Origin of the sequence: uncultured Paenibacillus sp., assembly GCF_963515335.1 — a bacterium.
GTDB lineage: Bacteria > Bacillota > Bacilli > Paenibacillales > Paenibacillaceae > Paenibacillus_I.
Genome location: NZ_CAUPYC010000029.1, coordinates 1 through 19,729 on the forward strand (window position 1 = coordinate 1; position 19,729 = coordinate 19,729).

Here is a 19,729-nt window from a genome sequence, read left to right on the forward strand (position 1 = left end):
TGGTGATGGTGATCATGGTGATGGTGATCATCATCATGGTGATGCACGTCATGGTCCTTAGGCTGCGAATTTTGTTCCTCAAAAGTAAATTTCAGCCATTTCGCCGATATCCCCTTGCGGACAACCGGTACAAATTCCATTGAGAACGGCTCGATCGGCAGCTCCGATAAATGGCGGCGGATGTAATCGGGATCCGCCCCGAGTTCCACCAGAGCGGACAACGCCATGTCCCCCGCGATTCCCGAGACGCAATCCAAGTAGAGTGTTTTCATTCTGTACGTGCCTCCGCCACGAGTTGAAGGATCACCGCCGCATGGTAGGCGGCTCCGAAGCCATTATCGATGTTGACAACCGTTACACCCGATGCGCAGGACGTCATCATCGCCAGCATCGTCGTCAATCCTTGAAGATTGGCGCCGTAACCGACGGAGGTCGGCACCCCGATGACTGGCCGCCGAACAAGTCCACCTGTAACGCTGGCCAACGCCCCCTCCATCCCGGCCACCGCGATAACGACGGATGCTTTCCGGATCCGATCTTTGTGGGCCAACAAGCGGTCGATCCCGGCGACCCCGACGTCATAGATGCGGTCCACTTCGCATCCCATCCATTCGGCCGTGCCCGCCGCTTCCTCCGCTACGGGAATATCGGAAGTCCCGCCGGTCAGCACCGCAACCTTGCCTGGAAGTTTGCGGGGGACGCTTCCGAGACGGATCAATCTGGAAACCTCGTCATACTCCGCGTCCGGAAACGCCTTGGCAACCCGCTCGGCCATCTCTCCGGTCGCTCTTGTCACTAGTGCTCTGCCATGAACCTCAACGAGCCGGGCAAAGATTGCTTCCACCTGAGCCACCGTCTTGCCGAGCCCGAAGACGATTTCCGGAAAACCCGTTCTCTCTTCGCGTGCCACGTCGAGCTTGCAAAATTCCATATCCTCGAAGCCTTGCATCAGACGACGTCCTCTCTCTCCAAAACTCGATTCATGCTGCCGCTCTTGTAACCGGTGAGGTCCATAGCCACGTAAAGAAATCCGAGGACCTTCAGCTTCTCCGAAATCTTCGAGGCGTACGGCACCATCAATGCCATGGCAGCTGGCTCGACTTCGATCCTGGCGATTTCGCCGTGTGTCCTGACCCTGACCTGCCGGATGCCGAGCGACCGGATGTAACGTTCGGCTTCTCCCACCCGGCCCAGCTTCTCGATTGTAATCGTCTCGCCATAGGCGATCCGGGATGATAAACAGGCAAAAGACGGTTTATCCCAAGTTGCAAGCCCGGCTTCACGGGAAAGCGCCCGGATTTCCTCTTTGAAAAGCCCCGCTTCCTGCAACGGACCTCGGACGCCTCGTTCTTTGGCCGCTCTAACGCCCGGCCTGAATTCATTCATATCATCCGTGATCAACCCATAGACAATATACTTGTATGTCCCGTCTTGAACAAACGGCTCCAGATGCCCGAATAGGCTCTGCTTGCAAAAATAGCATCGGTTCCGGTTGTTTTCCCGGTATCCGGGAATCTCCAGCTCGGAGGTTTCAATCACCGCGTGATTCGCTCCAAGGTCGAGCGCCAGCCTGCGGGACTCTTCAAGCTCCTCGGAAGGATACGTTTCCGAATCCGCCGTGACGGCCAAAACCCGTTCCTTGCCGAGCGTATCCAACGCCGCGTAGAGCAAAAAGGTACTGTCAACGCCGCCCGAGAACGCCACTACGACGGATTCCATTTCCCTAAAAATTTCCTGAAGTTGACGGTATTTCTCCCTCATTTCCACCCTCCTCTACTTAATGGATTTACGATGAATGAGGCGCAATTCGTCCAACTCTCTCATGGAGCTTTTTAAAAGCCGGCCGGATTCTTTAATTGCGATGAATTGATGTGTCGTTCCGAACAAATCCGGACGTTCCTCTTTCATCCAAATTAGCTTTTGATCTGACGCCGAAAGGCTGTTCGTAAACATCGGTGACTTTGCCGGCTCTCTGGAGTTCGACTCTAAGCGTATACAAATTCGAGGATGTTGTTTAACTCATAAATTGAGATTATAATAAAATCGCTTACATTAATGAGGATGCTATTAGCGTTTTCTGTACGATATTAACACAATCGCAGGTGAATGGAATGACAATGGATGATCCTCTCGAATGTATTCACATCAGCGCGACAATCTTTCATATGACGGGAATCAACATCTTTCTCGTGGTCGCTCATCTTCGACTTGCATCAATGTAACTTTGGATATTACTTTTCGGGGATCCCGTAAGGATATAAAATCTGGCTTTATAAACGAAAAAGGCCGGGCGTCCCGTTGGACGACCGGCCCTTCCTGTCCCGGCGGGAGCGCACGGCGTTACCCGACCTTGACGATTTTGTTTTCCTCGTCGATGTCCAGCTCATAGATTTCCTTCTCGATTTCCGAAGTGGAGCCGAACTTCGGAAATACCTTGAGCGGAATGCTGTTGTCCGGAAACACCTCCGCCACGCCCTGGATCAGAATCCGGGCGTCCTGGCTCTTGATTTTGCATATGGAGAACGTCGTCTTCTTCTTGCCGAAAAAATAGTATTCGTAATCGGCGACCTTCTCCAGATTCGGATTGTCGGTGACCGTCCGGTAACGGTCCGTGGTAGACAGCAAAACGTATTCGCTCATGTTCGATTACCTCCGCTTCTCGAATGAAATAAGAAAATCCCGGTTACGCGTAACGCACGATCATTTCCACTTCAACGGCGGCGCCGCCTGGCAGCGCCGCTGCGCCGATCGCGGACCTGGCGTGGATGCCGCGGTCGCCGAAAACCTCCGCCAGCAGGTCCGACGCGCCGTTCAGCACGTAGGGAAGCTCCTCGAAGTCGGCCGCCGAGCGGATGAACCCGGTGACCTTGACGATTCCCGTCACCCTGTCCAGGCTGCCGAGCGCCGAGCGGATCGCGGCAAGCTGATTGACCGCGCATTGCCTGGCCGCGCGATAGCCTTCCTCTTTGGTCAGATCCAGCCCTACCGTCCCTTTAAACACCAGCTTGCCGCCGGATTTCGGCGTGACCCCGCTTAGATAAAGCAGCGGCTCAACCGTCGTGAAAGGCGCATAATGTCCGGTCGGCACGGGCGCCGCGTCAATCGCCAGTCCGAGCTGTTCCAGCCTTTGTTCGGCTTTCGCCTGTACGAACGGCTCCATGTGGTTCCTCCTTGCGCATCTCGGCGCATCCGGGATGACGTACGGGTCTATTCCTGGCTTATCTCCAAATCGTTCGTTATATACAATTGGCACGCAAGGCGGTACCCGTCGTTCAGCCTCTCGCCGAGCATTTTGTTTTCCTTCCAATTCGGCTCCGGAAGTCCGTCTGCGCCGGACAGCACTTTGACCTTGCATCTCGTACACTTCCCCATGCCGCACCCGTATCTGAGGTTCGGGAATTTCTTAATGCCGGCGAGCACGACGAGATTGCTGTTCGGCGCCACTTCCTGCCGGTGCACTTGTCCGTTCTGATGCAGGGTAATATTGGGCATGGAAACCTCCATCCGCAGCGCAAGCCTCCGCCGCTATGGGACTTATTGTTTGTTGAGCGCCTCCAAATACGCCTTTTTGGAGTTTTCGACATGAATCTTCGTTAAATGCTCGGCCAGATCCGCCTCGCCGTCCCGCACCGCCTTGATCAGGTCCCGATGCTCCTCGGTCGCTTTCCGCTTCCGTCCCGGCAGATCGTAGCCCACCTGCACGAACGAACGGATATAATCGGACAAGCCGTCGAGCATAGCCGCGAGACGGGGACTTTTGGCCGCCCGGCAGACGACGTCGTTGATGGCAAAATGGAATCTCCACCGTTCATCGTCATAGTCGCCGTCGGGCTGTGCAAGCGCCTTCTCGATCTCCTCGGCGATGCGGTTCATTTCCTCCCGGTGAGCGGGCTCGGCCTTGACCGCCGCCTGCTTCATGGCCAGGCTTTCCAGCGCGGACAAAATGGTAAAAATTTCGACCACCTCGTCGGGCGAAAGCGTGGAAACGACGACGCCCTTGCGCGGCAAAGTCTTCACAAAGCCTTGCGATTCAAGGCGGAACAGCGCTTCGCGAATCGGCGTGCGGCTGACGTTCAGCTGGTCCGCCAGCTCGCGTTCGACGATCCGTTCGCCGGACTTGTATACGCCGCTGACAATCGCCTGCTTGATGTAGTCATAAACTTTATCGCGAATAGGGCTCAATTCCTCGTCCTTCCAAACGATCGGCGCATCCGGCATCTGGTATACCCCCGTGTCATGTTTTCTCTAGTGTAATCGATAACCGCCGGCCGTTCAACTTCGATTGAAAGCGCCTGCGTGCCCGGTTAACCTAGAAAAAATGCGCCGTAGGCCATTGCGGCCCCGATGACGAGCGCGGGATGAAGCTTGAAGCGCTCCAGGCCGATCAAGCTTGCGGCCGTCAGCAGCGCGGTTTGCCAGATGCCCGCCGAATAATAGGCGGAGGAGAGAAACTGCCAGGCCAGCATCCCCATCAGCACCGCGACGATCGGACGGACGATTTTCGTCATCGCCGTGACTTGAGGAGAGGTCTTGAAGACATCGATGAACTTGAATAGCGCGATCATCGCCGCGGCCGTCGGCACGATCGTGGCGAACAAGCCGATGAGCGCGCCCGGCGCGCCTGCCACTTGATAGCCGATATAGCCGGCCAGCTTCGTGGCGATCGGACTCGGCAGCGCGTTGCCGAGCGCCAGGACGTCCCCGAATTGCTCAAGGGTCATCCAACGGTAACCGTCGACCACTTCGGCCTGCAGCAGCGGAATGATCGGAGGACCTCCGCCGTAACCGAGCAGGTTGGAAATGAAGAACGCCCAGAACAGCTCGATCCATGTCATGCCGAAACCCCTTTATCCCGCTCGGCCGGCCGCTTCCGTCTGCGTCCGGCGGCGGTCGTTTCGAGAAAGGCGTACGCCAGCGCGGCGCCGATCAGCAGTCCCGGATTCACCTTCAGCAGGGCCAGCGCCACGATCGAGATCGCGGTCCAGACAATCGTCTTCGCCTTCGGCAGGCTCGTCCAGGCCTTTTTGAAAAACTCGCAGGCCAGAACGGCCATCATAACGCCGATCACGGGCTGGATGCCGCTCGTCATGCCGCCGACGACGCCTGAATCCTTCAGCCGGTAAATCAAGCCGAGGAGCAGGATCATGCCGATGAGCACCGGGACGACCATTGCCGTGATCCCAATGAAGGCGCCGGCTGCCCCTTTAACCTTGTAGCCGATATAGCCGGCCATTTTGGTCGCGATCGGGCCCGGCAGCGCGTTGCCCATCGCCAGGACGTCGGCAAACTCATCGTCCGTGATCCACCCGTATTTCTTCACGGCTTCCGCGTGGATAAGCGGAATCATCGTCGGCCCTCCGCCGTATCCGAGCAGCCCGATGCGCAGAAAGCCGAGAAACAATTTCCAATAATCCATCGTACCACCTGCTAATCCGTGTTCTATTTCTTGATGTCCGCCTGGGTCATCACCTCGTACCCGCTGCCCAGATGCTGCTGCAGCGCCTTGAGCGCCGCCGTGCCGACGGCCGTATCCTGCTCGCCGTTGCCGCCGCTGACGCCGACGCCGCCGACCACCTCGCCGTTGACGACAATCGGGAAGCCGCCCACGAAAATCGCGAATTTGCCGGGAATCATCACATGGATGCCGAACGCCTCGCCGGTCGTCGTCGCCGGACCGCCCGGCTGGTTGAACAGATGGGTCGAGCGCTTGTGCCCGCTTGCCGTGAAGGCTTTCGCGATGGCGATTTCAGGACCCGTGATGCGGGCGCCGTTCATCCGTTCCAGCGCGATGACGCAGCCGCCGTCGTCGACAATGCAGATCGTCTCCAGCGCCTTCACGCTTTCAGCCGCTTTTTTGGCCGCTTCCACCATCACCTTCGCTTCCTCAAGCTCCAGCTTCAATACCGATTTCATGCGTAAGCCCTCCGATTATAACGTCATTTGCTGCAGCAAAATTTCAATTCCTGAATGCCGTGGTACACCGTCTTGGAATGGGTATAGAAATCTAGTGCTTCCCTTCCCGATTCGCGGAACGTGGCCGTGCTCGACATCTTCAGGCCGCCGAACGGCACGTTCAGCGCATTGCCGGTCGTTGTCCGGTTGACCTTGACGATTCCGGACTGGATATGATCAATAAAATATTGCATCCGGTTGTAATCCGACGTGACGATCGACGCGGACAAGCCGTATTCCACATCGTTCGCGACTCGAATCGCATTTTTGAAGCATTTTACACGGATGACGGAAATGACCGGGCCGAAAATTTCCTCCTGCGCGATCCGCATATCGGGCCGCACGCCCGTGAATATGGCCGGACGGACGAAATAGCCGTTCGCGTATTCGCCTTCGTCGATCCGTTCGCCGCCGTATGCCAGCTCCGCGCCCTCCGCCTGGCCGATCGCCACATAGTCCAGCACGTTGTTCAATTGGCTTTCGTTGGCCAACGGTCCGATCTCGGCCTCACCCGAGAGGCCGTTTCCAATCGTCAGCGTCTTTGCCCTGGCTATAAGCTTCTCAACGAAAGCGTCATGCACCTGTTCCATCACGATGACGCGGCTCGTTCCCGTGCATGCCTGCCCCGTCAGCTCGAAGCCGCCTTTGACGGCAAGCTCCACCGCATGATCGAGATCCGCGTCCTCCAGCACGATCAGCGGGTTTTTGCCGCCGAGCTCCATCTGGATCCGGGCGGACAGCCTGACGTTCCGCCTGATGTTCTCGCCCGCGCCGGTCGAGCCGGTGAACGTCACCGCCTTCACGGCGGGGTGCGAGACGAGCGGCACGCCCGTCTTCGAGGCCGAGCCCGTCACGAAATTGATGACGCCTGCCGGCAGTCCCGCGTTATGAAGCGCTTCGACCAGCCGGAACGCGATGAGCGGCGTATCCGAGGCCGGCTTGAACACGACCGTGTTGCCCGCCGCGAGCGCCGGGGCGATTTTGCGGACGGGGATCGAGATCGGAAAGTTCCACGGCGTGATGACCGTGACGACGCCGAGCGGCTCCTTCTTGGTGTACACGAACGTCGTCGGATCGTCGGAGGGCAGCGTGTCGCCAGCGATGTTGAGCCCTTCGGAAGCGTAATAGCGCAGCGTCTGCGCCGACCTCTTCACCTCCATCCGGCTGGCGGCCAATGTCTTGCCTTCCTCGCGGGTCAATTCCTCCGCATACTGCTCCAGTCCCGTTTCGAGCAATACGGCGGCCTTGTACAGCATCTCGGCCCGTTTGCTCGGGGCAACGGCTTTCCATGCCGGGAACGCCTTTTCCGCCGATTCGATCGCCTGGACGACGTCGTCCTCGACGGAAGCCTGGAAGCGCCCGACAACCTCCGTTTTGTTCGCCGGGTTGATGCTGTCGAATGTGCGGCCGCTTGATGACTCCGTCCATTCGCCGCCGATCAGGTTTTTGAATGTTCGTATCGCCGTTTCGATCGCCATGAGCTGCTCCTTTCTAACCGTCTCAGCCGGTCAGCCGAATCCCGGGAAGAGGGTTCCCGGGAACGGCTTGACCGCCGGCGTTCTTATGAGGATTTGCCGAGGAATTCACGGGAGATGCCGGCAAGGTACATTCTGCGCATCTTCGTCGCCTCTTCAACGATTTCGATGCAGCGCTGCTGCTCTTCCGCCGTCCTCGCGTATTCCAATACGATCTGGTAGCCGCGCTCCCCGTGGATTTCGTCGGAAACGATATGCAGGTCGAAAAATTCAACCTCCTCGTCCGTGAAGCCGTATTTCTCGCGAAGCGTCGGCGTTTGTCTCCGGTAAATCGAAGGCACTTGGGATTCGAGACCGACTACGAGGGCCGCCGTCGCATACAGGAAGTTTTCTTTCATCGCCATCCGGTAGCACCAGGATTGCAGGCCGATCGTCTCGGGAAGCAGGTTATCCATGGCCACGATGCGCTCGCGCGTCGTTCCGCACGCTTCACCGAAGCGGATCAGCAAATCCGTATGGCGGTCGCCGCCGAGCTCCTCTTCCCACATGTTCTGCAGCAGGAAGTCCTTGGCGTCTTCATGCGGACAGTTGGCGTATACATAAGCCAGATAGTCCGCGAACGGTCCGACGTAGGCGTAATGCTGCTCCACCCAGCGGGCAAAATGCTCCTTCTTCAGCTCGCCGTTCGCCCACATCGTCGTGAAAGGCGCCTTCGCTACCGCGTTGCCTTCGATGGCCTGCTCCAGTGCGCGGCGAAATTCCTCCTTGTTCATGAATTCCCGTTTCGTCAATACCGTTGCCATTGTTCGTCTCTCCTCTCAAATTAACCATTCGATTTGTTTTGTTTCCCGCGGCGCAGCCGACTGGCGACATGTCCACTTTGGTATATTGTATACCAAAGTGATGTTGATCACATTATTGCAACTTGGGCGCTGTCTGTCAACCTCCTTTTTGCAAAATCAGCAGCACGATCGTCGACATGGCCAGGTAGGCCGCCGTGAAAGGCGCATTCCAGTTGGACACCTTATAGGGGCTCCGGTTGATCAAACCGGCCATTATGCCGGCAGTCGCATTGTAGGGTCCCATTAGGAACGCCGTCGTGGCGCCCGTCAGCATGGCAATCGCCGTAATCTGCGGCGATATGCCGAGCGCGGCGGGATCGAGCGATTCGGCTGCCAGCGCCAGTCCCACCGCGGGATGAAGCCCGACGAAAGCGAGACCGAGCGGGATGAGCGGAATGAACAGGAGGAACAGGTCGGCGCCGATCGCGTCCTTGAACGTTCCGAGCCCGCTGTTGAGGACACGCCCCGCGCCCGTGGACTGGATGGCGGTAATCATGAATCCCGCGCTTAAATAAACGAGAAACTGGTCCTGCATGCGCAGCACTTGCTCGGGCAGCCTGGTCCGGGCCCGCCGGATAAACGAAAGCCCTTGTCCGATCAGCAGCGACCACAGGAAGGCGAACGGGATCACGGTCATCGACACCAGCAGCAAAAAGCTGACATGGGTCAAAAGCTCGAGCAGCGAGACCAGCACGTTAAATATCAATATCGCCGCAAAAATGTGCGCCGGATGCTTCGCCTGCGAGCCGGCGTTTTCGTCCGCCGGTTTCACCGGGGCTTGCCCACTCGCCTCCGTGACTTCGGCCGCCGCGGACACTTCGCTTGCCGCCTCCGAGAGTTCGCTTGCCGCCGAGACTCCCGCCTGCTTGCGCCTGCGATCCGCAATCCACATGGCGATCGCCCAATCGAGCGCCAGGCCGAGCAGGCTGAGCGGAATGACGATCGGCAGCAGCGCGCTCCACCGTACGCCCGTCATCTCCACGACGATCCCCAGAATGGGGGATACGGGCGTCCAGATGACCGGCATGCTGTAGCCGTGCGTAATGGCACGGCTTATGAAGCGGTCGCGTTCCCGGATCGGAAACAGCTTCAGCGAGGGCCGGATCGTTTGATGCACCATCGGCAGCGCGCCCAGGTTCATGAAGCTGCAGAACACATAAGACAAGAAAGACGTCAAGGCATACAGCATGCCGGAGCTGCGGACCCGCGCCCGCACCGCCGCCTGCACCCTTGCCGCGTAGCGTCCGAGCTCAATCGGCAGCGCAATGAGCGGAATGAGCGCGAACAGGCTGAGCACGTTCATCATATAACCGAAGCTGCGGAGCATTTCCGCGGCGGAGGCCTTGTTGAGCGCCAGCAGGCTGAAGCCGACGGCCAGGAACACCCCGCCGACGGCGCGGACGAACTTCCCGGCCGAGAAGAATGCGGTGACGACGATCGCGAAGCTCAGCGCCGAGACGGCCCATTTCAGCGCCGCGCCCGGATAGACGGCCGAGCCGAGATAGATCGCTATGGCGGCAAGAAACAGAAGCCGCTTCATGCTACAGCACGTCTTTCACGGCGCTGGCCAGCCGTTCCAGCGCAGTTTCCACGATCTCCTCGCCGATCTCCCGGCTCGCCCTGGTCGCGTCGCCGATGCAGCCGTTGCGCGTCATCTCTTCATAATAATAGTAGCCCTGAAGCGGATTGCCCGGTCTCAGCTTGCGCCATTTGCCTTCCTGGATGTCGCCTTTCTCCAGCTTGTCCATGCGCACCAGATGCGGGGCGAGATACAACGCTTCCGAAACCTCCCGGTCGCAGCTATGCCCGTAAAGCTTCGACTCGATCCGGCGGTCCATCACATCTTTCGCCGAAGCGGTCGTCTTGGCATAATAAAAATTCACTTCCAGCTCTCTGGTCAGAATATCCGACGCCACGCCGAGCGTGGCCTGGTTGCCGCCGTGCGCATTCAGCACAAGCACATTGCGGACGCCGTGCCGCCTTAATGACACGATCATATCGCGAAGAATCGCGATCAGCGTGGCCGGCTCAAGCGAAATCGTCCCCGGAAAATGAATATGATGCGGCGAAATGCCCATGTTGATCGTTGGCGTCACGAGCGCCTCCGGATACAAGCGCTCCGCCAGCCTTTTGCCCATTTCCTCGGCCAGCACGGCGTCGCAGCTTTCCGCCATGTGCGGTCCGTGCTGCTCATGCGCGCCCAGCGGAATAATGGCGATTTTAACCGTTGTGAGGGCTTGTTCGACCTCAGGCCATGTCATTTGGGTTAATAGATAGGAGGACGGCATGACTGGAACTCCCTTCTTCGCTTATTGGCATATTGTATACCAATTTTAACGAAATTGTCATAGATCCTTATGTTTTCGGCGCTGCAATCCCTGTATAATTGATATTATAAAGGAACGGCACAATACATGGAGCAAGGAGACGGCAGCATGATGCACCACAGCCACTACCTCGACAAAAGATCCGCCGGGTATTTGTCGGAAGCCCTAATCAACCATTTCCATAAAAATGATGCGGCCTATCGCGAAATCGTCATCGTCTGCGTCGGAACCAACCGCTATACCTGGGACTCGCTCGGACCTATGGTCGGAAGCCGATTGAAGGCTTCCGGGAAACCCGGACCTGTCCGGATCTACGGCATGCTCGATCAACCGGTCCACGCCCTTAATCTGCATAAAACGATGCACCATATCGCCGCCAAGCACATGGAAGCATACGTCGTCGCCGTAGACGCGTGCCTGGGCCAATTTTACAAAATCGGCACGCTGCAGCTTGTGGAGGAACCGCTTCAGCCGGGCGCGAGCCAGGGCAAACCGCTTCCTCCTGTCGGCCACATTCATTTTAAGGGAATCATCAACAACCACCGCGCGCTGAATACCAAAGTGCTGGAGCATACCAGCCTGACGTTCGTGGCCGAGATGGCTGCAGTCATGTCGGACGTGCTTGTCCGCGCTTGCCGCGAGATCACGCCCCTGCTTCTGCCTGCCGCGACACCGGAGGCTTCCGCGCCAGATCGGTTATCGGCCGGAAGTTAAACCTCCGCCTTTTTACCAGAAGATAATCGCGAACAAAGTGGAGACGATTAGCCCAAGCATGACCGGAATGAAGTTTTTGCGGGCAAGGTCGATCGCCGAGACGCCTGCAAAGCCCGCAACCGCCACCAGCGAGGACCAGGCGATAATCGTGCCTCCGCCGGCCCAAATCGCGCCCATCTGGCCGATTGCCGCAAGCGTCGAAGGATCCATGCCGACAGCGGGAGCCAAAGCGCCGGAGAGCGAACCGGTCAGCGGCAGTCCGGAGAAGCCGGAGCCGTCGAGGCCTGTCACAATTCCGATCAGCAGTAGGCCGAAGCCCGTCAGGAAGCTGCTGGAAGGAATGTACGATTGCACGGACGCGACGAGATCGAACAAAAATGCGGGAGCCGCAGCGCCTTCGGCAACCGACAAAATGCTTCCCGAGAAATCGGAGTTGCCGAGGAAGAAGAAGCCCGCGATCGGAATGACCGGACCCATCGCCCGAAACGCAAACACGAAGCCTTCCACCAGGTGATCGCTGATTTTGTCGAGCGCGTCCGCTTTGCCGAGCGCGATGCTTGCAAGAATCAGAAGGATGATGGCCACGCCCCCGATGAATGCCGCCCCGTCTCCGCCCTCGAAGCTGCCGAGACCCGATCCGAGCTTACTGGCAGCCATGACGATCATGATGGCGAGCATGGACAGCGGCACGGCTACCGCAAATATTTTCGACCAGCGCTGAAGAGAAGGCGCGAGCGTCTCGGTCGTTGCCGCGGCTTCCGCATAGGAAGGCTCCTGCTGCTCCGCCTTGTCCGCCGTCTTCAGAACGATCGGCTGCGGCATGCCCAAATCCCCGGCCACCGGCTCGCTGATCGATTTCTTGTTGAGCAGGTAAGCGGAGCCGATCGCCACGCCGCCCGTAATGAGCGACAGAATCATGGCTTTGTCCGCTACGGCTGCGGTGCCGATGCCGGCGCCTGTTGCGCTAAGCATCGGCGCAACCTGCATGATGTAATCGGAGGAGAGCGCCATCCCTTGTCCGGCCATCGCAATCGCCATCGCCGCGCCCATCGGCGGCAAACCCGCGCGGACGGCTGCCGGAATGAGCAGCGCCCCGATGAGTGGAACCGCGGGTGTCGGCCAGAAAAAGAGGGAGATGACGAACGTAATGCCCGCAAGGGCGAAAAATGCGATATGGCCGTTGACAATCAGCTTCTGAAGCGGCTGGATCATCCGCCGGTCCGCGCCGATATCCTTCAGCGAATTCAACAAAGCCACCATGAACGTAATAATGAGGAAAATCGTGAACAGTTCCTTGGCTGCGGTCAGGTTGGCGTTGTATACCGCCTTGAAGCCGCTGATTACGTCTCCTTTATATACCCATCCGATAATAAAGGTTCCGATCAATGTCGGAATGACCACGCCCCGCCGGAAAAACATGACCAGTATGACGCTTACCGTTACCAAAGCATACAATACATGCGACATCGTAATCATCCGCATCCCTCAACTCTCTTAAATAATTGTTTCCCGCGCAGCGTGACTGATGTCACACTATCTAACGTGAGTATAACACTAAAGAGGTTTGGTATACAATATTTTTCTTTTTATTGGTTTGTTTTTTGTTCATCCTCCCTGAAAACTGCATGATTACGTAATTTTTAGTGACATAAACTTAACACAATTGCACCAAGCACTGCTTATTAGCACAAACAGCCGCTTTTTTGCGCTCTATTCGCACCCCCCCTAACCGTGTAAGCGTTTGCACATCCTGTGAAAATATAATCTCTGTGATCTATCTCACAGGATTTATTGTACATTGTATACCACAATTCTATTTCTAGCAACCTTTATTTACAGTTAATACTAGATATCGCCCCATGGGCGCCATGGGGCACGATGGAGCTTTTCCGCAGCGGCCACGCCGGGATAAAGCTACGTTCGACGGCACAGGATAAAATTTCTCCCGGCGGACGGGACCGGTGTCAAGCAGCCGCTTTGAGACCGGTCCTTCCCTCGTCTTATTCCTCAAAATGATTTCGCTTCATGGCGAAGCGGCCGATAACGGTGACGATCCCGTATAAGAGGATAGAGAGAACCGCCAGCATCGCGATGCTGACCATGACCATATCCATCTGGAACACCTGGCCGCCGTAAATGATCAAATAACCCAGACCCGCCTTGGACGACAAGAATTCGCCCATGATGACGCCGACGAGCGTCAACCCGACGTTTACCTTCAAGGCGGCGATCAGGTTCGGAACGCTTGCGGGCAGCAGCACCATCCGCAGCATCTGAAGCTTGGTCGCGCCGAACGACTCCATGACCTTCAGCTTTGTTTTGCCGATCTCCCTGAACCCCGCCTCAATCATCATGATCGTGACGATGATCGAAATGGCGACGGCCATGCCGTATATCGAATACCGGTCGCCGAGCCAGATGTAGAAGATCGGACCGAGCGCCACCTTGGGAAGGGCGTTCAGAACGACCATGTACGGCTCCAGCACTTTCGACGCGTAAGAGGACCACCAGAAAAGAACGGCGATCGCCGTGCCGGCGGCCATGGAGACCATAAGGCCGACCATCGTTTCAACTCCCGTAATCCATGTATGCCTGAGCAGATTGCCTTCCAGCGAAAACTGCATGAACGAGGACGCCAGCGATGACGGCTTGCTCGTCAGCATCGGGTCGACCCACTGCAGGGCGGCGGCCAGCTCCCACAGCGCGAGAAACGCGGCGAGCACGGACAGCCGCGACAGCCGAACCAGCCGGGCGGCGCGTTTCTGCGCGCGAAGATAGCGGGCATACTGCACAGAGACCGGCTGCGCCGCGGGCGCGGCCGGCGCTTCTTGCGCGGCGGACGACTCCCTAACGGGCAAAGACGACATGGCCCTCCAGCTCCCTCCATATGGCGTTAAAATATTGGTTGTACCGGGCCGCCTCCCGTTTCCTCCAAGGCGACAGGCCGGTCCCTTCTTCAAAACGGATATCATATACCGTCGATATCGTACTCGGCCGCCTGGACATGACCATGACCCGGTCCGCCATGCTGATGGCCTCCGAAATATCATGGGTGACCAGGATGGCCGTTTTCCCCTGATCCTTGATGATGCCATGAATTTCGTCGGCCAGTGTCAGGCGCGTCTGATAATCCAGGGCGGAGAACGGCTCATCCAGCAGCATAATGTCCGGCTCCGTCACCAGCGTCCGGATCAGCGCCACCCGCTGGCGCATCCCGCCGGAAAGCTGGGAAGGATTGTGATGAGCGAAACCTCCCAGCCCGTAGCGTTCCAGCAGCTCCAGCGCCTTCCCCTCCGCTTTCTTGCGGTCCATCCGGCGGATTTCCGCCCCTACCGTCACATTGCCGAGCACATCCCGCCACTCGAACAGATGGTCGTGCTGCAGCATGTAACCGACCTTCGGGGAGTTGCCCGCCACCTCCCGGCCGTCAATCTCGACCCTGCCCTTCGTCGGCTTGTGCATGCCGGAGACGAGGGAGAGCAGCGTGCTTTTCCCGCAGCCGCTCGGTCCCACGACGCTGATAAACTCGCCTTGTTCGACGGTCAAATTGATATCCCGCAGCGCTTCGGTTTCCTGCATTAACGTAAAGTAGCTCAGCCCGACATCGCGCAGCTCAATTTGCGCCATACCTTCACTCCGCCTTTCCGAGGTTTTGCACGAAGCTCATATCGACGACGTCGGTCATCGCCGCCACCTTGTCCTCCGCCTTCATGACGCCGTTCTCGATCAGCACGCCCTGCAGCTTCTCGAACGCGTCGGCCGTCAGTTCCGGCTTCACCGGCCACGTGTCCTGGCTCTTATACCTCCGGACCGATTCAATGATCAGTTCCTTGGACGTCCCCTCGAAGAACGGCGCAAGCGCCTCGGCAATCTCATCATCAGAAGCGGTCTTCAGCCATTCCGCCCCTTTGGCGACGGCGTTGACGAAGCTTTGGACAATTTCCGGATTTTTCCTGATATAATCCGACGTTGCAACGTAAGATGTTTCCGGGAAAGCGCCGAACGCCTCGCCCATCGATGCCGCGAAATACGCCTTTCCCTCCTGGATCAGGGTGGAAGCGGCCGGCTCGAATAATTGAATGAAATCGCCCTGCCCGCTCGTAAAGGCTCCGGCCATGGCAGGCGCCGCGATATTTGTGACCACTTCGGCGTCCTTGACCCCTTTGAGATTCAGCGTCGAGTTCATCACCATCTGAGGGGCGCTGCCGGGGCGCCAGCCGATGACCTTCTTGCCGGACAGGCCGCTCCAGTCGAATGCATCGAGCTTCTCCCGGGAGAGCAGGAACGAGCCGTCCTTCATCGTCAGCTGGTGGAAAATTTTGAGCGTCTTGCCGCCCTTCTGGTTATAGATATAAATTGCCGTTTCGGGTCCGACCAGCGAGATGTCGGCCGTTCCCGCAATCAGGGCGGCGGCTCCCTTATCGGAGCCTTGCGCCGTATTCATGTCGATGTTCAGCCCCTCCTCCTCGAAGAAACCTTGTGACATGGCGACGTAATGCGGCGCATAAAAAATCGACCGGATCACTTCGGAGAATTTCACCGTTACAGGCTTCTTCGGTTCGGTCGCGGCGGGGTTCGCGGCCGGTTCGGCAGCCCCGTTCACAGCGTTGTTCGCGCCCGCGTCGGCGCCGGCGCCCGCCCCCATCTTGGTCGCCTTCCCGCCGCCGCAGGCGGCAACGAAACTGAGCAGCAGTACGGTCATCAACAGCGCGGCGGTCGTTCTCATTTTCCTCTTCATCATGGTTTCTCTTCCTCCCGGTTCATGCGTCTTTTTTTATTGGTACGGCTTTGAAAGACTTGGACACCAGATAGGTTTCCGCCATTTCTTTGCCGTAGCTAACCATCCCTTCGTGTCCGATCTCGCGCAGCGGCACCGCCGTCACGCGCTCCCTCAGCAGAAAAACCTCCACATCCGGCAGCGACATCTCCAGCGCATAGGCGAGAGGCAGCCCATTCTCCAGAATCTCCACGGAATGCGGATTGCCGACGATAAAATTGAGCCCCCGCTCTCTCGCAAAGCCGACGAAAGGATGATCCTCCCTGACCCGGCTGATGCTGGCGATAATCGTATCGGTCTCCGGATACAGCGCGAGCGCCGTCTCCAGATGCTCCATCGTAAATCCGGTATGCGGAAAAAAATGAAGGATATGCTCGACCGGCTTGTCCGGCGTTCCGCTGAGCAGCCTGGCCGGATTGGCCAGCGTCGCTTCCTGAAGCCCGGATTCTCCGCGAATCGCCCGCTCCGCCTCCAGCAGGCCGATATCGATATCCCGCCCCATCCATGTTTCGAGACGCTGCAGAATATCGCCCGCCGTCCGCACACCTCGGAGCGCAACCCCCTTGTGCAGCACGTTGCCCGGAATGCCGCCGAACGCAATGTCCGTCGCGAGCTTGCTGTGGCCGTGCAGGAAGGTCATGCCGGGGTGAAGCCCATGGAACGCTTCATGCATTTCGATAAGCGACAGCCCGTACAGCGGCAGATAGTCCGCGAACGGCACGCCGCCCGAGCTGGCCGCATCCGCTACCGGATGGTGTACGACCAGCAAATCCAGATTCATGCCCGACGCCAGCTCGATCATCGACTCCGTCAGCGTCATGCCGACCCCGATCCGCCTGACCGGCTTTCGCGCATCCCCGAATACGATTCCCGGAATTTCCATTACGCTTTTACCGGGAATATTCGATGTTTTCATAACGACGTAAGGATTCGTTCCCGCCGCGATTTCTTGCCAATTCATCACCATTCTTCCCCCGGATATTTGGTTCAGCGCCTCCATGACTTGTTCGACATCGGTTCCCGAACCGGAGGTTTGTCGGTTCATCGGTTTGCTCCTTTCCTTTCTGCGCCTGACTGCGTATGAGTGGACAAAAAAACCGCCAACCATGAGCATACGAGGGCCTTCATGACCCGTATGTCATAATTAGCGGTTCAAGGCTCTCCGTTCCGGAGCTCCTCATGACCTGCCGTAAAGCTTTCAGCCGCCGGCAAGATGGATCCGAATCTCTTCCTGCGGAAGGATTCAGCACCTTAATGTCGGCCGCCATGCGAAAAATCACTTTTATGTTAAGTAATTTAACACAACTTTCACCTACAGGCAAGTACCTTTAGCAAAAAAAGAACAAAACCGTCCATAATATAACGTATCAATGTAATATGCACGTTATATATATCCTTCCAGCTTCTCCTTAAAAATGATGATCGTCCCCGAAATCTCCGCTTTGGGGTCATAGTCCTTAAGAACGGCGACAACGGACAGGCCGAGCGTTTGTTCGAGCTCTTCCTTCAGCCTTTTTTTGTTCTGTTCCATCAGCAGCATATCCACGCTTGCGGTCAGGCCGCGAAACTCATCGTCCAGCGTTTTCAAGGCGGGGATTCGTTTGTGGGTGGCGAAGATATACACCTTCTCGCCCAAAATGTCGATTTTCTGCGATTTGATGCCGATGCCGAAAATGTCCTGGTTGATCGAGTTGTAAATTTTGATAATCTCCTGCTTTAAAACGCCGACCGGAAGCCGGTTGTTCACCTCGGTCCCCTCCCTTCCGCAAAGCATCCCATCCATAACCATCGCCATCGCCGCATCACATACCATTCACCGCGGCAGACCCTTTTTCCTTCGGCGCCGCTAATGGAATATCGTAAGAATCGCGATTCCCATCGCACTGACGAGAGCCAGGTACAAGCCGTTGTCCCTGAGCCCGATCTGTATGCTCGACCTCTTCACCAATCCGCTTACGAGCAGGTTGATCGGATTGACCGGACTTAGAACGGACGAGGCGGACCAGGCCAGCATAATGACGATCGCCAAAATTTCTTTCGTCGTGCCGAGCGCCGCCGGATCCATCTGGGTCGCAAACACGGTGACGAACACAACCTGATGGATGCCGACGAACGTGACGCAAACCATCGCAACGAGAATGAACAAAGCAAACCACAGAAAAGAAATTTCCGCGAGCTTCGTCATGAACAGGCCGATGCCTTCGCCGAAGCTCGTATCCCTCAGCGACTGCCCGAAAAAACCCGCGCTGATATACATCATGATTTCGTTATCCATAACCGGGACGGATTTATTCCGGTACTCGACCACATGATTTTTCAACAGGCCCCATTGTTTGGAAACCGATACCCATAGGAGCGGAAACAGAAGAGCCAGAAGACTTACAAGCACCAGCATCGACCATTGGGTAAGCGATTCGGCGGCAATCGCAACGAGCATCAAGGAGAAGATAATAACGGGCAATTGCTTCATTCTTTTTCTGTCGGCCGCCGTAATGCCCGCACCGGATTCGTCGTCCGTTTCAAGATCCCGCTTCCGGGCCCACATGCCTAACATGACATTGCCCGCAACCAGGAACAATACGGCCAAACCGAAGCCGTAGGCCATATAATCCCCGATCGACACGTTCAGGTACAGCAGCGTAACGCCGACAGCCGCATAATAAGGCGACCAAAGGATCGTCGTTGAAAAGCCGATCAGGTATGCTTTCGATAAAAAGGCGGCATTCAGCCGAAAGTCCTTGAGCAAATCGTGCACGATCCGAATGGAACCGAGGTTCAGGATGGGCCCGAGAAAAAACAGCACGCCGGTGATGCCCATAAACATTTTCCGCGGGCTGTTGCGGTAACGTTTAAGGTAAGCGAGAATCGAGTCGAAAAACCCTCCCATTTTGAATGGAATCGATAATAGGGGGACGAGCACAAGCAAAGTCAGCAAGGGAAGATTCGAGACAATCCCCTGCGCGGCCGCTTCGATCCCCTGCCCTTTCCATGCCGTCAATGCGATTCCGGAGGCAAACATGAGCACGCTGAAAATGCGGGGAACCGTCCTTGCGCGCAAGACGCTGCCCATGAAGGCAATGACGGCGCAAACCGCCAAAATAAGCTGCAGCCATTCGGAACGAACGAAATATTGGACCAAAAACAACAAGCACATGCCTAAGATAAAGTTACTTTTCATGGAGAGCTCCTCCGGACCGAAGTCGACGCACATTCGGTATATTGTATACCATTAATGGCGTTGCTATAATCGTATAAGAGAAGCTTCCCACAGTCAACGCCGTATGCAAGAGGAGAGCTTGAAGTATGACGATCAAAACCGTCACCATCCAAGCTGTAAATAACGGAAATAAAACGTTCACGGTGGCTTACGAGCCGGGAAAACCGCTGCTTGAGCTGGTGAATCGGGAGGTCGCGCATCCCCGGGCGGAAGGCATCCCGTTCCTCTGCCGTAAAGGCGCTTGCCGCAGCTGCACCGTGATGGTCAAGTCGCATCGCGAACTGTTGGACGAGCCCTCCGGCTTGGAGCGGAGGGCGCTTGCCGTCGGAAGCACCGCGATCGGGTCGGGCTACCGTCTGGCCTGCCTTTGCCGATTCCGGGAGCTCTCATCGCAGGCGGACTGAAACCGGGGTTCCAAGCACCCT

General features: G+C 57.2%; 24 protein-coding genes. 2 read left to right on the top strand and 22 right to left on the bottom strand.

The window, feature by feature from the left end; genetic code table 11:
• The 15 genes from larC to RWM61_RS11045 all read right to left on the bottom strand — a co-directional run.
• Positions 1-272, bottom strand: a 272-nt coding sequence (gene larC / locus RWM61_RS10980; protein ID WP_314000600.1) for a nickel insertion protein, incomplete at its 3' end; no start/stop codon positions are given.
• Complete coding sequence (larB, locus tag RWM61_RS10985) at positions 269-949, bottom strand: nickel pincer cofactor biosynthesis protein LarB (protein ID WP_314000602.1); 681 nt, start codon at positions 947-949, stop codon at positions 269-271. The genes larC and larB, both read right to left, overlap by 4 nt.
• A complete protein-coding gene (gene larE / locus RWM61_RS10990; RefSeq protein ID WP_314000604.1) occupies positions 949-1,761 on the bottom strand; it encodes an ATP-dependent sacrificial sulfur transferase LarE in 813 nt (270 codons plus the stop codon). Before larE ends, larB begins: the two co-directional genes overlap by 1 nt.
• Before the next feature lie 91 nt (positions 1,762-1,852).
• A complete protein-coding gene (locus RWM61_RS20270; protein WP_399538412.1) occupies positions 1,853-1,999 on the bottom strand; it encodes a hypothetical protein in 147 nt (48 codons plus the stop codon).
• Positions 2,000-2,340: 341 nt separating this feature from the next.
• Entirely contained in the window at positions 2,341-2,640 is a 300-nt protein-coding gene (locus RWM61_RS10995; RefSeq protein ID WP_314000606.1) for a hypothetical protein, read from the bottom strand.
• A 43-nt stretch (positions 2,641-2,683) separates the two neighbouring features.
• Positions 2,684-3,160, bottom strand: a complete 477-nt coding sequence (locus RWM61_RS11000; RefSeq protein WP_314000609.1) for a RidA family protein — start codon at positions 3,158-3,160, stop codon at positions 2,684-2,686.
• Between the two features lie 47 nt (positions 3,161-3,207).
• A complete protein-coding gene (locus RWM61_RS11005; protein ID WP_314000611.1) occupies positions 3,208-3,504 on the bottom strand; it encodes a 2Fe-2S iron-sulfur cluster-binding protein in 297 nt (98 codons plus the stop codon).
• A gap of 30 nt (positions 3,505-3,534) precedes the next feature.
• Positions 3,535-4,218, bottom strand: coding sequence for a GntR family transcriptional regulator (locus RWM61_RS11010; protein WP_314000613.1), 684 nt, complete (start codon positions 4,216-4,218; stop codon positions 3,535-3,537).
• An 86-nt stretch (positions 4,219-4,304) separates the two neighbouring features.
• Complete coding sequence (locus tag RWM61_RS11015; protein ID WP_314000615.1) at positions 4,305-4,835, bottom strand: chromate transporter; 531 nt, start codon at positions 4,833-4,835, stop codon at positions 4,305-4,307.
• Positions 4,832-5,416, bottom strand: coding sequence for a chromate transporter (locus tag RWM61_RS11020; RefSeq protein WP_314000617.1), 585 nt, complete (start codon positions 5,414-5,416; stop codon positions 4,832-4,834). The genes RWM61_RS11015 and RWM61_RS11020 overlap by 4 nt, the downstream gene beginning before the upstream one ends.
• A 23-nt stretch (positions 5,417-5,439) precedes the next feature.
• Positions 5,440-5,913: a heme-binding protein gene (locus RWM61_RS11025; RefSeq protein WP_314000619.1), complete on the bottom strand. Its 474-nt coding sequence runs from the start codon at positions 5,911-5,913 to the stop codon at positions 5,440-5,442.
• A gap of 23 nt (positions 5,914-5,936) precedes the next feature.
• Complete coding sequence (locus tag RWM61_RS11030; RefSeq protein WP_314000621.1) at positions 5,937-7,430, bottom strand: aldehyde dehydrogenase family protein; 1,494 nt, start codon at positions 7,428-7,430, stop codon at positions 5,937-5,939.
• A gap of 83 nt (positions 7,431-7,513) precedes the next feature.
• The gene (locus RWM61_RS11035; RefSeq protein WP_314000623.1) at positions 7,514-8,230 is read right to left on the bottom strand and encodes an iron-containing redox enzyme family protein; all 717 of its coding nucleotides are present in this window, start codon (positions 8,228-8,230) and stop codon (positions 7,514-7,516) included.
• Positions 8,231-8,366: 136 nt separating this feature from the next.
• Positions 8,367-9,809: a hypothetical protein gene (locus RWM61_RS11040; RefSeq protein ID WP_314000625.1), complete on the bottom strand. Its 1,443-nt coding sequence runs from the start codon at positions 9,807-9,809 to the stop codon at positions 8,367-8,369.
• Position 9,810: 1 nt separating this feature from the next.
• Positions 9,811-10,557, bottom strand: coding sequence for a creatininase family protein (locus RWM61_RS11045; RefSeq protein ID WP_314000627.1), 747 nt, complete (start codon positions 10,555-10,557; stop codon positions 9,811-9,813).
• A 147-nt stretch (positions 10,558-10,704) separates the two neighbouring features.
• On the opposite strand from RWM61_RS11045, the gene yyaC reads away from it, so the two are divergent.
• A complete protein-coding gene (gene yyaC / locus RWM61_RS11050; RefSeq protein WP_314000629.1) occupies positions 10,705-11,310 on the top strand; it encodes a spore protease YyaC in 606 nt (201 codons plus the stop codon).
• A gap of 12 nt (positions 11,311-11,322) precedes the next feature.
• Here yyaC and RWM61_RS11055 read toward each other — a convergent pair whose 3' ends face one another.
• From RWM61_RS11055 to RWM61_RS11085, 7 genes are all read right to left on the bottom strand, one after another.
• A complete protein-coding gene (locus RWM61_RS11055) occupies positions 11,323-12,792 on the bottom strand; it encodes a hypothetical protein (RefSeq protein ID WP_314000631.1) in 1,470 nt (489 codons plus the stop codon).
• A 518-nt stretch (positions 12,793-13,310) separates the two neighbouring features.
• The gene (locus tag RWM61_RS11060) at positions 13,311-14,177 is read right to left on the bottom strand and encodes an ABC transporter permease (RefSeq protein WP_314000633.1); all 867 of its coding nucleotides are present in this window, start codon (positions 14,175-14,177) and stop codon (positions 13,311-13,313) included.
• Positions 14,158-14,937: an ABC transporter ATP-binding protein gene (locus RWM61_RS11065; protein ID WP_314000635.1), complete on the bottom strand. Its 780-nt coding sequence runs from the start codon at positions 14,935-14,937 to the stop codon at positions 14,158-14,160. The genes RWM61_RS11060 and RWM61_RS11065 overlap by 20 nt, the downstream gene beginning before the upstream one ends.
• A gap of 4 nt (positions 14,938-14,941) precedes the next feature.
• Positions 14,942-16,051, bottom strand: a complete 1,110-nt coding sequence (locus tag RWM61_RS11070; protein ID WP_314000637.1) for an ABC transporter substrate-binding protein — start codon at positions 16,049-16,051, stop codon at positions 14,942-14,944.
• A 19-nt stretch (positions 16,052-16,070) separates the two neighbouring features.
• Positions 16,071-17,132 (bottom strand): Nif3-like dinuclear metal center hexameric protein, encoded by a 1,062-nt coding sequence (locus RWM61_RS11075; protein WP_314000639.1) that lies wholly within the window; start codon positions 17,130-17,132, stop codon positions 16,071-16,073.
• A 339-nt stretch (positions 17,133-17,471) separates the two neighbouring features.
• Positions 17,472-17,834, bottom strand: a complete 363-nt coding sequence (locus RWM61_RS11080) for a Na-translocating system protein MpsC family protein (RefSeq protein ID WP_314000641.1) — start codon at positions 17,832-17,834, stop codon at positions 17,472-17,474.
• Positions 17,835-17,933: 99 nt separating this feature from the next.
• Positions 17,934-19,265, bottom strand: coding sequence for a hypothetical protein (locus RWM61_RS11085; RefSeq protein WP_314000644.1), 1,332 nt, complete (start codon positions 19,263-19,265; stop codon positions 17,934-17,936).
• Between the two features lie 125 nt (positions 19,266-19,390).
• Here RWM61_RS11085 and RWM61_RS11090 point away from each other — a divergent pair, with 125 nt between their 5' ends.
• Positions 19,391-19,708 carry a 2Fe-2S iron-sulfur cluster binding domain-containing protein gene (locus RWM61_RS11090; protein WP_314000646.1) on the top strand — a complete coding sequence of 106 codons (318 nt, stop codon included), beginning with the start codon at positions 19,391-19,393 and terminating at the stop codon, positions 19,706-19,708.
• Positions 19,709-19,729: the final 21 nt, after the last annotated feature.

Coding starts and splice junctions, on each gene's coding strand:
- larB (WP_314000602.1), bottom strand. CDS start 949: ATGCAAGGCTTCGAGGATATGGAATTTTGCAAGCTCGACGTGGCACGC.
- larE (WP_314000604.1), bottom strand. CDS start 1,761: ATGAGGGAGAAATACCGTCAACTTCAGGAAATTTTTAGGGAAATGGAA.
- RWM61_RS10995 (WP_314000606.1), bottom strand. CDS start 2,640: ATGAGCGAATACGTTTTGCTGTCTACCACGGACCGTTACCGGACGGTC.
- RWM61_RS11000 (WP_314000609.1), bottom strand. CDS start 3,160: ATGGAGCCGTTCGTACAGGCGAAAGCCGAACAAAGGCTGGAACAGCTC.
- RWM61_RS11005 (WP_314000611.1), bottom strand. CDS start 3,504: ATGGAGGTTTCCATGCCCAATATTACCCTGCATCAGAACGGACAAGTG.
- RWM61_RS11010 (WP_314000613.1), bottom strand. CDS start 4,218: ATGCCGGATGCGCCGATCGTTTGGAAGGACGAGGAATTGAGCCCTATT.
- RWM61_RS11015 (WP_314000615.1), bottom strand. CDS start 4,835: ATGACATGGATCGAGCTGTTCTGGGCGTTCTTCATTTCCAACCTGCTC.
- RWM61_RS11020 (WP_314000617.1), bottom strand. CDS start 5,416: ATGGATTATTGGAAATTGTTTCTCGGCTTTCTGCGCATCGGGCTGCTC.
- RWM61_RS11025 (WP_314000619.1), bottom strand. CDS start 5,913: ATGAAATCGGTATTGAAGCTGGAGCTTGAGGAAGCGAAGGTGATGGTG.
- RWM61_RS11030 (WP_314000621.1), bottom strand. CDS start 7,430: ATGGCGATCGAAACGGCGATACGAACATTCAAAAACCTGATCGGCGGC.
- RWM61_RS11035 (WP_314000623.1), bottom strand. CDS start 8,230: ATGGCAACGGTATTGACGAAACGGGAATTCATGAACAAGGAGGAATTT.
- RWM61_RS11040 (WP_314000625.1), bottom strand. CDS start 9,809: ATGAAGCGGCTTCTGTTTCTTGCCGCCATAGCGATCTATCTCGGCTCG.
- RWM61_RS11045 (WP_314000627.1), bottom strand. CDS start 10,557: ATGCCGTCCTCCTATCTATTAACCCAAATGACATGGCCTGAGGTCGAA.
- yyaC (WP_314000629.1), top strand. CDS start 10,705: ATGATGCACCACAGCCACTACCTCGACAAAAGATCCGCCGGGTATTTG.
- RWM61_RS11055 (WP_314000631.1), bottom strand. CDS start 12,792: ATGCGGATGATTACGATGTCGCATGTATTGTATGCTTTGGTAACGGTA.
- RWM61_RS11060 (WP_314000633.1), bottom strand. CDS start 14,177: ATGTCGTCTTTGCCCGTTAGGGAGTCGTCCGCCGCGCAAGAAGCGCCG.
- RWM61_RS11065 (WP_314000635.1), bottom strand. CDS start 14,937: ATGGCGCAAATTGAGCTGCGCGATGTCGGGCTGAGCTACTTTACGTTA.
- RWM61_RS11070 (WP_314000637.1), bottom strand. CDS start 16,051: ATGATGAAGAGGAAAATGAGAACGACCGCCGCGCTGTTGATGACCGTA.
- RWM61_RS11075 (WP_314000639.1), bottom strand. CDS start 17,132: ATGAACCGACAAACCTCCGGTTCGGGAACCGATGTCGAACAAGTCATG.
- RWM61_RS11085 (WP_314000644.1), bottom strand. CDS start 19,265: ATGAAAAGTAACTTTATCTTAGGCATGTGCTTGTTGTTTTTGGTCCAA.
- RWM61_RS11090 (WP_314000646.1), top strand. CDS start 19,391: ATGACGATCAAAACCGTCACCATCCAAGCTGTAAATAACGGAAATAAA.